Origin of the sequence: Vibrio sp. S234-5, from assembly GCF_000960595.1 — a bacterium.
Classification (GTDB): domain Bacteria; phylum Pseudomonadota; class Gammaproteobacteria; order Enterobacterales; family Vibrionaceae; genus Vibrio.
In genome coordinates this window covers 1-14,738 of the sequence record NZ_JZAM01000209.1, presented here as the reverse complement: position 1 = coordinate 14,738, position 14,738 = coordinate 1, and the positions used below count along the sequence as shown (strand labels likewise).

Here is a 14,738-nt window from a genome sequence, read left to right as displayed (position 1 = left end):
AAAGCGCTGTTTCCCAAATCGGGAGCAGCGCTTTTTGTTTGTAGTGGAGAAAACCATGACACCGGCGATCAATTTGGCGAAAAAGAAGAAAATTGCCCACACCATTCACGAATATCAACATGACCCGCGTGCGACCAGTTATGGATTAGAAGCCGCGCAAGTGCTTGGCCAAGATCCGAAGAAAGTATTTAAAACTTTGCTGTTTTGCCTGAATGGAGAAGCGAAAAATCTCGCTGTCGCGATTATTCCTGTCGATCAGAAACTTAACCTTAAGCTTGCTGCCAAAGCGGCCAACGCCAAAAAGGCCGACATGGCCGATCCTGAGGTCGCACAAAAAATCACTGGTTACGTGGTTGGTGGGATTAGCCCGCTCGGACAAAAGAAAGCGTTGCCGACTTTTTTGCACTCTAGCGCTGAGCCACAAAACACTATTTGCGTCAGCGCCGGTAAACGTGGCCTAGAAATTGAACTGGCGCCACGGGATTTACTGGCGCTAACTCGCGGGCAGTTTGCCGAGCTTTGTCTGTGACTCTCAATGAAAAAGGACGCGTTTGCGTCCTTTTCGATCTATCGACATGATTTGATTCAGTTATTTTTTCAAACTCAAGGTGCCGTTTGAAGGTTTGGCTGGTTTCGCTGCGTTCGGATTATCATAGCGGGTTTTGTTGGCTGTTGAGCTCGGTTTCTTGTCGCGCTCTTGAGCGTGAGCCGCTTTGCCTTCTTGTTGGCCGCGTTTTTGCTGACCTTTTTTCGAGTTTGGCGCATGTCGAAACTCATCGGCATTGTGCCCGCGGAAGGTTTTCGCTTTTTGATTGCGTCTTGCCGTTGAAGCTTGATTTTCTTCGCGACTGTCAAACAACTTGGCGTCGGTTGCTTTACGGATGCGTTTGCCTTTAGCGAGGCGAGAAGCTTCTTCGGTCCCTACCGAGTCTTCACACATCGCCAAGATCTCGGCAACCTCTTGGTCGGTTAAGTAACGCCATTTACCGTTGGGAATGCCATCTAACGTGATGTTCATAATGCGTACACGGCGCAGCTTAAACACCTCATAGCCCAGTGCCTCACACATGCGGCGAATTTGCCGATTCAGCCCTTGAGTCAGCACAATACGAAATGAAAACTTGGTTTCTCGTGTCACTTTACACGGCAGGGTTACGGTATCGAGAATGTTCACACCGCTGGACATCGCTTTAATGAACTCGTCGCTGAGAGGTTTATCGACACGCACCACATACTCTTTCTCGTGGTTATTCCCAGCACGGAGGATTTTATTAACGATATCGCCGTCGTTGGTGAGGAAGATTAATCCGTCAGACGGCTTATCTAAGCGACCGATTGGAAAGATGCGTTTCTTATGGCCGATGAAATCCACAATGTTGCCCGGAATATCCCGTTCGGTCGTACAGGTGATACCGGTTGGTTTGTTCAGCGCTATATACACCGGGCGTTCTTTGGCTTGCAGTGGTGTGCCATCGACACAAACATCGTCACCAGGGAGGACTTTGGTACCCATTTCTGGCTGCTGGCCATTAATCGTGACACGGCCTTGCTCAATTAGCTTATCGGCCTCGCGGCGCGAGCAATACCCCGTTTCACTAATGAACTTGTTTAAGCGTTTTGCGTTCTCTTCGGACATATGACTCTCTCAACGTTTCCCAACGGAAATCCAGTATGATCTGCTTAGTAGCAGGGGGGCGACAGTGTAGCAGGTTTGGCGTTGATACAAAGCACAATTCCACTTTCAACTGCCGAGTCGCTTCATGTGGCGCTCGCGATTTTCCAGCTTTTTCTCCGCACTTTTTTGTAGCAGCACGTAAAGCGCGCCTGTTCCACCATGAAAACGCTGCGCACTGTGAAAGCATTGGACCTCTTTGATCTGCTTTAACCAAGCGCAGACAAAGCTCTTCATTTTTGCTGGTGGATTGGAAAGCTCGCCACGGCCGTGAGCGATGACCACAGTGCGAATGTCCATCTGCATGCATTGCTTCAGGAAGGATGCCAGTTCATCACGAGCTTCCTTGATGGACTTTTTGTGTAGATCAAGTCGGGCTTGCAAGGGATATTTGCCTAAACGTAACTTGCGGTAAACCCCATCTTGTACACCATCTTGTTTGTATTCAAGGATGTCGTCGGGTTTTAGCATCTCAGCATGGTCAATACTTAAATGTTCAGGATTATCTTGCGCAAGCCAAATAGCGGCTTCTCTTCTGGCGAGTTGGGCTTCTGAAGCGCGATGGGCTCTTTTATGTTCGGTGGTGTCGTGGAAAATGGGTTTTACGTCGCCCATCATCTGTTGGAACAGATCAAGATCATCTTCGTGAGACATAACGGCATCTCAATAGCTAACGGAAAGATTGCAGAAGTATACCAACGGAAGAGGTAAAACGATCAAACTGTAAATAAAAAACCGGAACAGGCAGACAACCCATTCCGGTGCAAAGCTTTATACCGATAATAGAGCTTGGCGATATCTAGTGAGGAGATTTGTCATCCATGACCTTGTAAACGAAGAAACCGCCGTAAAACAGCATTAGACCTAGTGCACCAAAGATGACAATCATAGATGAAAGTCCCACCGCATTACCAAATAGCAGATCGAGCCAGAAGTCCATAGTTTCCTCCAAGGGTTGAAGACAGGAGCTAAGTTAAAAGTTGGTGGCGATTTGCACACTGATCTGGATCAATTGTGTTGCATAAGTTAACGACATGTTCTGGTAGGTGTGTTTTTGCTCACATTTTATCATTCGCTGCTGTCAGATTGAGCAATCAGCAGTCGAAGTGTAAAAAAATGCGCTTTTGCTCTTGCGTCTAGGCCGATTATCCGTAATATAGCCATCCGTTGGCACGGCAAAGTCCCTGTTAAACATATCGGTGAATAGCGCAGCTTGGTAGCGCATCTGGTTTGGGACCAGAGGGTCGGGGGTTCGAATCCCTCTTCACCGACCATATTAAGAAAAGGCCCTGCAGAAATGCAGGGCCTTTTTGCAATATTTTGGGTGTAGAGCACGGGGGCTGGAACGCCAGTCCGATCGAATCCCTCTTCACCGACCATTTTCAGGAAAAGGCTCTGCAGAAATGTAGAGCCTTTTTCGTATTTGGTGATATGTGTTTGGGGCCAGAGAGTCGGGGTCTGGTGCGCCAGTCCGATGGAAGACCAGCCGCGTCGAATCCCTCTCCAGCGACCACTTTTAGAAGGCCTGCTTTGTAGGGCTTTCGTCATTTTACGCTTTTCTAGTCTTCATCAAGGCGATCATAGTGCCTTAGTCAAATGCACACTTCGCTTGCTGATTTTGGGTGAGTTGAACCACACGAAAACCTTTTGCTTCCATCAGCTCAAGCAAGTTCTCTTTGCCGACCAAATGCAAGGTGCCGACCACCACAGTGTATTTCCCCGGCTGCTGCTGAGCGCGTTGCTCAAGTTGCTCTGCCCACGCGTGATTGCGATCGGTCATCATTACTTTTTCCAATTGAGGGGATAGCTCTGACACATCGGCAAATTTGCCAAGGTTTGACTCATCGCCTTTAGACCAACTTTCGATGAGACAAGAGAGCAACTGCTCACCTTGGGTGTACTGTTCAAGAGCGCTAATCAGAAGCTCTTTGCCATCTTGTGGCATGCTCGCCAACAGGTTGATTTGAAATTGGACACTTTCAAGCGGGATCAGGGGTAATTGATGTTGTTTCGCCAGTTCAATCAGATAGTTGTCGACGCCAAGTTCAGCGTGATAGCCGAGTTGTGCGATTTGCGCGATTTGAATCGTCAGTGCGCTTACCCAAGGAGGGGAGAGGCGCACTTGATCAAGCTGCAGGTTCAGCGTATGGGCAATCTGCTCAAGCATTGCTTTCTGCTCTTTATCGAGTACTTGCTCGCTGGTGTAGCGCGGTATCGGATATTGCACCTCGCTGCTTTCTGTGAGGTCGGCTTCAATTATCAATCCTTTGCTCGTTGGCAAAAAATGTTCAATTTCTTTGGGTAAGGGGTAGAGTGCTTGGCTGCCGACATGAATTGAACCTGTGATGCGAAACTCGGTCACGCCGCTGGAGACTTGCCACACTAAAGGTTCGCTGAAAGCGGGCAGGCTTAATGTCAGGGCGAGCATGTTCACCCACAGCTTATTTATCATCTTCATCTCTTTTCCTTTGCTTGCGGCAAAATCGTTGATATTGAGTTTTTTGACGGCTTTTGACGAGTCGTAAACTGCGATCCAGTTGGCAAATTTACCTTCAATTTTTTTAAGCCTTTCTTCTATGACACGCAAATGATGGCACACACTCAGGCTGGATCCGCTCTTTATTGGCGATTTTTTGTGATCGAGACAGAGTAAATACACGTCAAAAAATAAGTTACGAATTTAACGTATTGTTTAACTTATTGATATTAAAGTTTTTATATTTTCTTAGTTGAGGTCTGTTTTGAACTGGATCACCGATTCTGCTGATTAATTTTACGCTTAGAAATAACTCACTGTATGTTGAATGCATTGGTAAGTAACAGCCGTTTTGGCTGTATTGGTTTTCTGAGTTTTAGGGTAAGTAAGATGTTGAAACAAACTTTTATTGCTGCGTCGGTTATCGCTTCTTTAGCGGGCTGCTCTACATTACAAAGTGATGAGCAACGTGTTGTCAATTCATTAGCGGATAATTTGGATATTCAATACCAAGTTATGACAAATCATGGTGCGAACGAGGGGCTGGCCTGTGGTGATATGGAGGCCGAATGGGCTTCTTGTAACCGAGTGAATATGACGCTAGTGAATCAAGGCAAAGCGGTCAACTCGAAAGATTGGGCGATTTACTTCCATAGCATTCGTTTGATTCTGGATGTTGAGAATGACCAGTTTAAAATCTCTCGCGTCACGGGTGACCTACACAAATTAGAACCGACGGATAAATTTGATGGTTTTGCCGCGGGTGAAGAAGTGGTACTGCCTCTAATTGGCGAATACTGGACGTTGTTCGAAACCGACTTCATGCCAGGTGCGTTTGTCACTGCGCCAAACGCAGAGCCAAAGATGATTGCCTCTCTAAACACGGAAGATGTAGCGTCCTTCGTGGCCGGTCTTGAAGGTAACAACCTAAAACGTACGCCAGATGACAACAACGTATTCGCTAGTGCTGTGTCTCGCTTCGAGAAGAACCAAGACCTAGCAAAACAAGACGTATCCACTACCTTGCTACCAACGCCACTGTTTGTGGAAGCAGGCAAGAGCACCGTTGATATCGTGTCGGGTATTGCGCTGCCTAAAGACGTATTCGATGCGGCGCAATTTGCAGCAATTCAAGATCGCGCAGAAGTGGTTGGTGTGAATGTTCGCGGTGATGTTCCGGTTAGCATCACGCTTGTTCCAGCGGACTTCACAGGTGAATTAGCAAAATCGGGTGCTTACGAGATGAGCATCAAAGGCGACGGTATTGTGATTAAAGCGTTTGACCAAGCAGGTGCTTTCTACGCAGTGCAATCTATCTTTGGCCTGATAGATAGCCAGAGTGCTCATTCTCTACCTCAACTGACCATCAAAGATGCGCCTCGTTTTGATTACCGCGGTGTGATGGTGGATGTGGCTCGTAACTTCCACTCTAAAGACGCAATCCTTGCAACGCTTGATCAAATGGCAGCGTACAAGATGAACAAACTACACCTTCACCTAACCGATGATGAAGGCTGGCGTTTAGAAATCCCAGGTTTGCCTGAGCTGACAGAAGTGGGTGCTAACCGTTGTTTCGACGTTGAAGAGAAAAGCTGTCTACTGCCTCAGCTTGGCTCGGGTTCAACCTCAGACAACTTTGGCTCGGGTTATTTCAGCAAAGCGGACTACGTGGAAATCCTTAAGTATGCGAAAGCACGTAACATCGAAGTGATTCCAGAAATCGACATGCCAGCACACGCACGTGCTGCCGTGGTGTCGATGGAAGCGCGTTACGACCGTCTCATGGCAGAAGGGAAAGAAGCACAAGCGAACGAATACCGTCTGATGGATCCTCAAGATACATCGAACGTGACGACCGTTCAGTTCTACGATAAGCAAAGCTTTATCAACCCATGTATGGAATCGTCAACGCGATTTGTTGACAAGGTGATTTCAGAAGTGGCAGCCATGCATGCTGAGGCAGGCGCACCGCTAACGACATGGCACTTTGGTGGTGACGAAGCGAAGAACATCAAGCTAGGTGCTGGTTTCCAAGACGTAAACGCGCAAGACAAAGTAAGCTGGAAAGGCACGATTGACCTCTCTAAGCAAGACAAGCCATTCGCACAGTCTCCACAATGTCAGACGCTCATTACCGATGGTACAGTCAGTGACTTCGGTCACCTGCCAAGCCATTTTGCTGAACAAGTGTCGAAGATTGTGGCCGAGAAGGGCATTGCTAACTTCCAAGCTTGGCAAGATGGCTTGAAATACAGTGAAGGGCCAGCGGCGTTCGCCACCGAGACGACCCGCGTTAACTTCTGGGATGTCTTGTACTGGGGCGGTACCTCATCCGTGTATGAGTGGGCGAATAAAGGTTACGACGTGATTGTCTCTAACCCAGATTACGTTTACATGGATATGCCATACGAAGTGGACCCGAAAGAGCGCGGCTACTACTGGGCCACCCGAGCTACCGATACGCGTAAGATGTTTGGCTTTGCACCAGAAAACATGCCGCAAAATGCGGAAACGTCACTCGATCGTGATGGCAACGGCTTCTCTGGTAAAGGCGATGTCCAAGGTAAGCCGTTCTATGGGTTGTCTGCACAGCTTTGGTCTGAGACCGTGCGTAACGATGAGCAATATGAGTACATGGTATTCCCTCGCGTACTGGCCGCTGCTGAGCGTGCATGGCACCGTGCAGAGTGGGAAAACGACTATAAAGTCGGAGTGGAATACTCGCAAAATACCAACCTAGTGAACAAATCGGCGCTGAATCAAGATTACAACCGCTTTGCTAACCTGCTTGGCCAGCGAGAATTGGCAAAACTGGAAAAAGCAGGCATTGATTACCGCCTACCTGTACCGGGTGCGAAAGTCGAACAGGGAACGCTTACAATGAACGTTCAGTTCCCTGGCGTCACGCTTCAATACTCGCTAGATGGTAAAAACTGGCTGACCTACGCGGATGATGTTCGTCCTGCGGTCACTGGCGAAGTGTTCATCCGTTCGGTATCGGCCACCGGAGAGAAAAGCAGCCGCGTAACTAGCGTAAAATAACTCGCAAATGTCTCGTGAGTACAAAACCCAGCCGTCGCTGGGTTTTGTTTTTGCCTTTTTCTGCCCAATGTTTGCGATTAGTTTCCCTTGTAGTGGCTGTACTCAAACACTTGTCCGTCCTCATTAAAGGCATAAACCGAGTAACTCTCTTGCTTCTCGCCATATTCCATACCGGGTGATCCCATCGGCATTCCGGGTACCGTCAAGCCTTTTGCATTGCGCGGCGGGTTGGCTAAGAATGCCTTGACATCCTTGGCCGGCACATGGCCTTCGAAAACGTAGCCGTTAATTTCTGCCGTATGGCAGGAGTAAAGTTTGCTGTCTTTGAGACCCAGTTGTTTTTTCACCCTGTTCATGTCGTCATGCAGCATGTCTTTCACCTCAAAGCCGTTATCTTGCATGTGTTTGCTCCAATCACTACAGCAGCCGCAATAGGGCGATTTATGGTTGATGACCTCCGTTGCCAGCACATTGGCAGAGAGCGCAGTCAGCATCAGCAGGGTTAGAGATTTGAGTTTCATCATGACCTCTCAGTGTTGGTTGTGGGTTTAAAAAGACGTAATCGATTGGCGTTGCTCACCACCGTGATGGAAGAAAGAGCCATCGCAGCGCCCGCAATCACTGGGCTGAGCAAAAAGCCCGACACAGGGTAAAGTACGCCTGCGGCAAGAGGAATGCCCAATGAGTTGTAGACAAATGCGCCAAATAGATTTTGTTTCATGTTGCGCACCGTTGCTTTGGACAGCTCAATGGCGTTGATGACGGCGATTGGCGATGGGTTGAGCAGCGTCATTTGTGCACTCTCAATCGCTACATCACTGCCGCTGCCCATGGCAATCCCGATGTCGGCTTGTGCTAGGGCGGGGGCATCGTTAATGCCATCGCCCACCATAGCGACGTGGCGTCCTTGCTGTTGCAAGCGTGCGACATGGTCTGCTTTCTCATCGGGCAGCACCCCAGCGATCACTTCATCAATGCCGAGCTCCTTCGCGAGTGCGCTGGCAACATGCAAGTTATCTCCGGTCAGCATCACGGTATGAATGCGCTGCGCTTTTAATGCGGCAATCGCGTTGGCGGCATCGGGTTTGACCGGATCGGCAATAGCCACTAGGCCGATTAATTGGCCGTCTAGTGCGACAGCGACTGTGGTCCAAGCGTTGTGCTGGCAAGTGTTCAGCGCATCTTGCGCTTGGCTAAAATCAACCTTGAGCGATTGCAAATGCGTCACAGAGGCAATGTGTAGAGTCTGCCCTGCTACCACGGCGCGTACCCCTTTGCCGCGCAAGTTTTCAAATTGTTCTAGCGTTTGCGCCGTGGCTTGTTGCGTTTTGGCGTAGTTGACGATCGCTTTGGCCAGCGGATGTTCTGAGTGCTGCTCTGCACTGAGTAGCTGCGAAAGCAAAGAGGATGAGTCGTGATTGAAGGCAAACAGTTGTTGTACGCTCGGCGCACCTTGGGTCAAAGTGCCTGTTTTATCAAACACCACAGTATTGATGCGACTGGCCGATTGCAGTACGTCGGCATCGCGGATCAAAATGCCCATCTCGGCGGCTTTACCAACGCCGACAGTGACAGAGAGCGGCGTGGCTAAACCAAGGGCACACGGGCAAGCGATTATCAGCACCGTCGTCGTGACCACTAACATGTAACTCGCTTTCGGATCTGGGCCTAACACAAACCAGATCGCGGCGGCAAAGAGTGCGATGGCAACCACCACGGGAACAAAAACCGCCGAAATTTCGTCGGCCAATTTGGCCATCGCTGGTTTGCTGCTTTGTGCTTGGCGAACCAGACGAATGATGCGCGCCAGCATGGTGTCGGCACCAATGCCTGTGGCTTGAATAATAAGGCTACCATCGTTATTGATGGTACCCGCGGAGACCTTGTCCTGCGCTTTTTTCAGCACCGGTACGGGCTCGCCGGTCAGCATCGATTCATCAAGGAAAGACTCACCAGAGAGCACCACACCATCAACGGGAATCTTTTCCCCCGGTTTGATTCGCAGATGCATACCCAATTGAATCGCTTTGGCTTCAATACTTTGATCGCCTTGCTCGGTGACTAAGGTCGCCACCTGCGGCTGCAGATTGACCAAGGCTTGCAGCGACTGTGTGGTTCTGGCCTTCGCTTTGGCTTCAATATAGTGCCCCAAAGAGATAAGACCAACAATCATGGCACTGGCTTCAAAGTAAACATGACGTGACGCGAGCGGAAACCAATCGGGCACCATAACGACCAGCATCGAGTAGAGCCAAGCGGTGCCTGTGCCAAGCGCCACTAGAGTATCCATGGTCGCGCGTTTGTGCATCAGTGCTTGCCACGCATTGATGAAAAAACTTTTGCCCGCGGTGGCAAGCAAGAGCAAACAGGCGAGACCGACCGCTCCCCAAGCCACTTGGTCTTGTGTGCTGGTAATCGTCATGCTGCCACCCAGCACGCCCCACAGCATTAAAGGTGCACCCAACACAATGCCTGCCAATGCGCTGTTTTGGTGTTTGCGCTGAGTTTGTTGCATTTGCTCGTTCTGTTTTTGCTGAGTGAGTTCGGCGTCCAGCACCACTTCGGCTTGATAACCGGCTTGCTTGACGGCGGCGACCAAGGCGTTGTGCAATGCGTCAGTATCTGACTGGGTAAAAACCAGCGCGCTTTGTTCGGCAAGGTTGACCTGAGCCTTGTCGACCTCAGCCACCGAGCTTAAGGCTTTTTCCACAGAAGAGACGCAGCTTGCGCAGGTCATACCTTGGATCAGTAAATGTAGGGTATGAGCGGAGGACGTGCTCTTTACTTCAGTCTGATGGTCTGGCGCAGAAGAGGGTTGTGTGGGCTCGGTGATCTCCAACCCCCGGTTTGCAAACGGCTGCGCCTGATAGCCCAGCGTGGCAATCAAACTCACCACCTCGGCTTCACTTAAGCTGGTGGTGAGAGTGAGCTCGTTTTTGCTCGCATCAAAACGCACTACGTTAGGTTGCGCATTTAATAGCGTGGTGAGTTTTTTCACGCAGCCGCCACAGCTTAGTCCTTGCAGAGCAAAGTGATACTGATGTCCGGCTTGGTAACCCAAAGTTTCAATGGTGGCCACGAGGTCGCGCAGTGGCGTCTCGCTTTCTAAAGTCATTTCAGTAGGAGAAAGGACAGTAATGTTCACGGAGTGCGCCTGCTGCAGCGCCTTCTCCACTTTACGCGCACAGCCCATGCAGTTGAGCCCAGATAAAGGCAGGGTGTAATAGGTCATCTTTTGGTTCCCAACGAAAGAGTGTGTTGAACACGATAAACCTTTCCTTCGGGGGAAGGTCAAGCATTCTTTTGGTGAGAAATTAACGCTTGATTTGCCGCGCGAGAAGTACGGATTAGGCGGGTGCAGAATGCGATATCCATGTTGTAGATTCGCTCTGCGGTGGTAAAATGTCGCCACTTTTATCCTTGAACGCGCAGCAATCACCTTGAATGCTGCCTTTTATCCCTAAGGAATTCTGATGACGGTTAAAACTCGTTTTGCTCCTAGCCCAACAGGCTACCTTCACGTTGGTGGTGCGCGCACCGCACTTTACTCTTGGTTGTTCGCAAAAAGCCAAGGTGGTGAATTCGTTCTGCGTATTGAAGATACTGATTTAGAACGTAACTCTCAGGAGGCGGTAGACGCCATCCTTGAAGGTATGCAATGGCTTGGACTGGAATGGAACGAAGGTCCTTACTTCCAGACACAACGTTTTGACCGTTACAACGAAATGGTTGATAAGCTGCTGGCGGAAGATAAAGCCTACAAATGTTACGCTTCTAAAGAGCTGCTGGACGAAGTGCGTGCAGAGCAAGAAGCAAACAAAGAGATGCCTCGTTACGATGCGGATCACCCGAAAATCAAAGCGGTTAACGACGCGGCAAAAGAGGGCGACCCTTGTGTGATTCGTTTCCGCAACCCGAAATCAGGCAGCGTGGTGTTCGACGATCAAATTCGTGGTCGTATTGAGATCAGCAACAGTCAAATGGATGACCTGATCATCCGTCGTACCGATGGCTCACCAACCTACAACTTCTGTGTGGTCGTTGACGACTGGGATATGGGCATTACGCACGTAATTCGTGGCGAAGACCACATCAACAACACGCCGCGTCAAATTAACATCTATGAAGCTTTGGGCGCGCCAGTACCGACTTTCGCTCACTGTGCCATGATTCTCGGCGACGATGGTGCCAAGCTGTCAAAACGCCACGGTGCGGTCTCGGTTATGCAGTACCGCGACATGGGTTACTTGCCAGTTGCGCTGAATAACTACTTAGTGCGTTTAGGGTGGTCTCACGGTGACCAAGAGATTTTCTCGCAAGAAGAGATGATCAATCTGTTTAGCCTGAATGCGATTTCAAAATCGGCTTCCGCGTTTAACACCGACAAACTGCTTTGGTTGAACAACCACTACATCAAAACCTCTGAGCCCGAGTACGTCGCTGAGCACCTTCAATGGCACTTAGATCAAAAAGGCATCAACAAAGACAACGGCCCTGCGATTACCGAGGTAATTAAACTGGTCGGTGAGCGTTGTAATACACTGGTTGAACTGGCCGAGCAAATCGCTTACTTCTACCAAGATTTCGATGCGTTTGATGCAGATGCCGCGAAGAAGCACCTACGCGGTGTGGCAAAAGAGCCGCTGGAGCTTGCCTTGGCGAAAGTGAAAGCACTGACAGAGTGGACCACTGAAAACCTGCATCGAGTGATTGCGGATGTATGTGCAGAGCTTGAGATCGGTATGGGTAAAATTGGTATGCCGCTGCGCGTTGCAGTGACTGGCGGTGGTCAGTCGCCATCGGTGGATGCGGTAATGCAACTGATTGGTAAAGAGCGCGTGGTTGCGCGTATTAAGATGGCGCTGGCGTTTATCGCTGAGCGCGAAGCCAACGCTCAATAAGAACAGCGCTCCCAAAGCAAACCGCAGCCCAGTTGCTGCGGTTTTTTATTGTGCGGAATTTGGCGACTTTTAAAAGCACAGAATCAGCCACTGCGCACTGACGAACGAGCAATCTTAAGGTAGGTTATTTCAAATCAATACTGCTCAGCCGGCCCATAAACGTCAGGATCTCAAGATTCTCTTTATGAGCATCAAGCAGCGCTTTTTTGGTTTGCGAGTAAGCGGCGAGTTTGCCGTACTTATTGATAGAGCGAACAACAGTTTTGTAGCGATACTCACCTTGGTCGTTCAGCTCTCGCCACTTAGCGATGTAACACGTGTCTCGGTTGTTTGGATCGTTTTGTGTAGGGCTCGGCTTATGAACAATCTTGGGCTCTAAACTGTGAGGCAGGCGCGTCATCAGATAGGGGTCTTTAAGGAGACGGCGCCAAAATTTACCCCACATCTCTTTGCCAAGTTCATTGCGCATTTTGATCGCTTTTTGCAGCGCTTTCTTTTCACCCATTTTAATAAAGCCGATCGAGCGATGCAGCACGCTATCGTCCGGAGTATGGATATGGATCTTAAACGCGGTTCTACCTTTGGAGATAAAACGGTGACCAGTGTTCGTTATCAGATTGCTCTTAGTCATAACTCTAACTAATACTTTTATTAATATATGTTTAGAGTAAGAAAATATTAGAAATAATTAAAGTAGTAAAAGCCTAACTAACGCAAAATTTTGTATGGGCATCAGAAAATTGAGGTGGGATATTTTCAAACCGCAAAATAAAAGACAGGTAGCTAGGGTCTGTTGACCTTTTGCGGTTAAATTTTGTTCGAGATAAAAGCGTTTTAATCGCGACAAGAGGTTTGTAGCCTAGTCATTCTAAGCAAAACACCTCTCAACAAAGAGTAAAACGCTTTTAGCCGAACCCTTCGGGCAGCGTTTGTAGCTCCTTTTTGCTGCGTTATCGGCTTATCATGTAGGCCACTACAATTCAAAGCCTCTGCCTTGCACAAAGAACCCACAAACTGCTGCAAAAATCATCTCAAAAGGTCAACAGACCCTAGGCTAACCAGTCTTCATTCAATATGGCGCTCCCAACAGGATTTGAACCTGTGACCTGCCCCTTAGGAGCGGGCGCAGTAGATGATTTCACAGAGTTCCACTTGATATCATTTCTATCTTAACTGTCTGTATTTTAGTGACTTTATCAAATTATCACCAAAATTATAGTTACGTTAGGTTTCGCTAAATTAACTTGTAACATGACCTGTTACGTGACCGCGATTGTCAACCCTTTTATGGGTTTTGTTCACTCTACAAGCTTCGGTGTTGCAAAAGCAGAATACATAATCATAAACAGAATTAGGAATAATGATTATGTCTACACTACTAACAGTACAAGAGATACAGAAACAAAAAACACGCGATTATGACTACTACATCTGGGACTCTACCCGAACAAGGGGAACAGGGCGGCTTGGCTGCAAAATCTTAAGGTCAGGTTCGAAGATCTTCTACTTCAAATATTTCTTCAATGGAAAAGTTCGTTTCTTAAAAGTAGGGTGCTTTGAGTCGATGACTCTGGCAGAAGCACGAGATGTTCGAGATAAATACAAGGCGCTATTAGATAAGGGCATTTGTCCGAAAGCGCACCTAGAAGAGCAGGAGCGTCAAAAGCGAGAGCAAGCTCAGATTGAAGAAGAGACAGGCACCTTCGGCCAACTGATCGACGAGTTTTACGCATATTTAAAACGTACTCGAAGCGGTGCTCGTCTAGAACGCAGTTTACAAGCTCATCAAAAACACATTGAAGCTTACATTCGAGGGAAAATTCCAGACGACAAGAAAGTCAACGAGATCACTAAGCCCGAACTGATCAAGCTCATTGGTCAAATCGTCAAAACAGCTCCTGTTCAAGGGGATAAAGTTCTATCTATCATCAGACGTATGTTTGAAATTGCGCTGGATTATGATGATGACCCGATGACGAGTGATAACCCGATAAAGTTTAGGTTAGATAAAAACCCAGCAGCACGGATAAAAAAGCAGAATCAAAGTAAACCTCGTAGAAGAAGCTTGACCCTTGAAGAGCTGGGCCTACTTTTTAGCGATGAGAGTGCTAAATACTTTGACCGCAGGATATTTTTACTGTTAAAGCTAGCTGTTTTCATGGGAGGACAGCGACCTTTGGAATTATTGCTATCAAAGCGAAGTACTTATTTGGCGCACAAGAAAAAGTTCTTCCTCGATGCTGAAGATGTAAAAACTGAGCGTCCAAACTTACTTGTTAAAGGTGGTACTGCTTTAGAAATAATTGAAGAAGTTGAAGAGTTGCGGTTTACCAGTACGATGGAGAGCGACAAGTTATTCTCTGCAAATAACAAGCTTGGGTATATTGATCCAAACGATGTTTCAAAACAGGTTCGCAAATTTTGTAATTTGACTGGTTTTCAGGCTTTTCAGCCGCGAGATCTCAGACGTTCGGTAAAAAACATCATGCTAGTGCGTATTTCGGTGATTGCGATCGCTCGTTTCCGCTGTTTTTCAAGCAAGTTGTCGTCTTTTTTACAATTTAGTAACGTGAATGATTACGCTGCACACTTTTCAGGGTTCAAGTACACCTCATCGATATAACTCCAGTCTCTCGTTTGCCGACTC

11 protein-coding genes and 1 tRNA gene are annotated in these 14,738 nt (G+C 48.3%); 5 read left to right on the top strand and 7 right to left on the bottom strand.

The genetic code is table 11. The features are described 5' to 3' along the window. Positions 1-55: 55 nt before the first annotated feature. On the top strand, positions 56-529 hold the full coding sequence (gene ybaK / locus UF06_RS11735; RefSeq protein ID WP_045570626.1) for a Cys-tRNA(Pro) deacylase: 474 nt from the start codon (positions 56-58) through the stop codon (positions 527-529). Between the two features lie 60 nt (positions 530-589). Here ybaK and rluF read toward each other — a convergent pair whose 3' ends face one another. The 3 genes from rluF to UF06_RS24415 form a co-directional block, all read right to left on the bottom strand. After that, a complete protein-coding gene (gene rluF, locus UF06_RS11730; RefSeq protein WP_045570625.1) occupies positions 590-1,636 on the bottom strand; it encodes a 23S rRNA pseudouridine(2604) synthase RluF in 1,047 nt (348 codons plus the stop codon). 105 nt (positions 1,637-1,741) lie between these two features. Next, positions 1,742-2,326, bottom strand: a complete 585-nt coding sequence (gene smrA, locus UF06_RS11725; protein ID WP_045570624.1) for a DNA endonuclease SmrA — start codon at positions 2,324-2,326, stop codon at positions 1,742-1,744. Between the two features lie 145 nt (positions 2,327-2,471). Further along, positions 2,472-2,612 carry a DUF3149 domain-containing protein gene (locus UF06_RS24415; protein ID WP_045570623.1) on the bottom strand — a complete coding sequence of 47 codons (141 nt, stop codon included), beginning with the start codon at positions 2,610-2,612 and terminating at the stop codon, positions 2,472-2,474. A 257-nt stretch (positions 2,613-2,869) separates the two neighbouring features. On the opposite strand from UF06_RS24415, the gene UF06_RS11715 reads away from it, so the two are divergent. Further along, positions 2,870-2,946 (top strand) — tRNA-Pro (locus tag UF06_RS11715). 314 nt (positions 2,947-3,260) lie between these two features. Here UF06_RS11715 and UF06_RS11710 read toward each other — a convergent pair. Next, positions 3,261-4,130, bottom strand: coding sequence for a TraB/GumN family protein (locus UF06_RS11710; protein ID WP_226972351.1), 870 nt, complete (start codon positions 4,128-4,130; stop codon positions 3,261-3,263). A 408-nt stretch (positions 4,131-4,538) separates the two neighbouring features. Here UF06_RS11710 and UF06_RS11705 point away from each other — a divergent pair, with 408 nt between their 5' ends. Next, on the top strand, positions 4,539-7,190 hold the full coding sequence (locus UF06_RS11705; protein WP_045570622.1) for a beta-N-acetylhexosaminidase: 2,652 nt from the start codon (positions 4,539-4,541) through the stop codon (positions 7,188-7,190). Positions 7,191-7,267: 77 nt separating this feature from the next. Here UF06_RS11705 and UF06_RS11700 read toward each other — a convergent pair whose 3' ends face one another. After that, the gene (locus UF06_RS11700; protein ID WP_045570709.1) at positions 7,268-7,711 is read right to left on the bottom strand and encodes a DUF411 domain-containing protein; all 444 of its coding nucleotides are present in this window, start codon (positions 7,709-7,711) and stop codon (positions 7,268-7,270) included. Continuing rightward, on the bottom strand, positions 7,711-10,422 hold the full coding sequence (locus UF06_RS11695) for a copper-translocating P-type ATPase (protein ID WP_045570621.1): 2,712 nt from the start codon (positions 10,420-10,422) through the stop codon (positions 7,711-7,713). The genes UF06_RS11700 and UF06_RS11695 overlap by 1 nt, the downstream gene beginning before the upstream one ends. Positions 10,423-10,663: 241 nt before the next feature. On the opposite strand from UF06_RS11695, the gene gltX reads away from it, so the two are divergent. After that, the gene (gene gltX, locus UF06_RS11690; RefSeq protein ID WP_045570620.1) at positions 10,664-12,091 is read left to right on the top strand and encodes a glutamate--tRNA ligase; all 1,428 of its coding nucleotides are present in this window, start codon (positions 10,664-10,666) and stop codon (positions 12,089-12,091) included. Between the two features lie 124 nt (positions 12,092-12,215). Here gltX and UF06_RS11685 read toward each other — a convergent pair whose 3' ends face one another. Further along, positions 12,216-12,722 carry a hypothetical protein gene (locus UF06_RS11685; protein ID WP_045570619.1) on the bottom strand — a complete coding sequence of 169 codons (507 nt, stop codon included), beginning with the start codon at positions 12,720-12,722 and terminating at the stop codon, positions 12,216-12,218. A gap of 735 nt (positions 12,723-13,457) precedes the next feature. On the opposite strand from UF06_RS11685, the gene UF06_RS11680 reads away from it, so the two are divergent. Next, the gene (locus UF06_RS11680) at positions 13,458-14,714 is read left to right on the top strand and encodes an integrase arm-type DNA-binding domain-containing protein (RefSeq protein WP_045570618.1); all 1,257 of its coding nucleotides are present in this window, start codon (positions 13,458-13,460) and stop codon (positions 14,712-14,714) included. The last annotated feature ends 24 nt before the right edge of the window (positions 14,715-14,738 follow it).

What these genes read in the sequence shown, in the direction of transcription:
- rluF (WP_045570625.1), bottom strand. Translation starts at nt 1,636, where the DNA reads ATGTCCGAAGAGAACGCAAAACGCTTAAACAAGTTCATTAGTGAAACG.
- UF06_RS11705 (WP_045570622.1), top strand. Translation starts at nt 4,539, where the DNA reads ATGTTGAAACAAACTTTTATTGCTGCGTCGGTTATCGCTTCTTTAGCG.
- UF06_RS24415 (WP_045570623.1), bottom strand. Translation starts at nt 2,612, where the DNA reads ATGGACTTCTGGCTCGATCTGCTATTTGGTAATGCGGTGGGACTTTCA.
- UF06_RS11680 (WP_045570618.1), top strand. Translation starts at nt 13,458, where the DNA reads ATGTCTACACTACTAACAGTACAAGAGATACAGAAACAAAAAACACGC.
- UF06_RS11685 (WP_045570619.1), bottom strand. Translation starts at nt 12,722, where the DNA reads ATGACTAAGAGCAATCTGATAACGAACACTGGTCACCGTTTTATCTCC.
- smrA (WP_045570624.1), bottom strand. Translation starts at nt 2,326, where the DNA reads ATGTCTCACGAAGATGATCTTGATCTGTTCCAACAGATGATGGGCGAC.
- UF06_RS11700 (WP_045570709.1), bottom strand. Translation starts at nt 7,711, where the DNA reads ATGAAACTCAAATCTCTAACCCTGCTGATGCTGACTGCGCTCTCTGCC.
- ybaK (WP_045570626.1), top strand. Translation starts at nt 56, where the DNA reads ATGACACCGGCGATCAATTTGGCGAAAAAGAAGAAAATTGCCCACACC.
- gltX (WP_045570620.1), top strand. Translation starts at nt 10,664, where the DNA reads ATGACGGTTAAAACTCGTTTTGCTCCTAGCCCAACAGGCTACCTTCAC.
- UF06_RS11695 (WP_045570621.1), bottom strand. Translation starts at nt 10,422, where the DNA reads ATGACCTATTACACCCTGCCTTTATCTGGGCTCAACTGCATGGGCTGT.
- UF06_RS11710 (WP_226972351.1), bottom strand. Translation starts at nt 4,130, where the DNA reads ATGAAGATGATAAATAAGCTGTGGGTGAACATGCTCGCCCTGACATTA.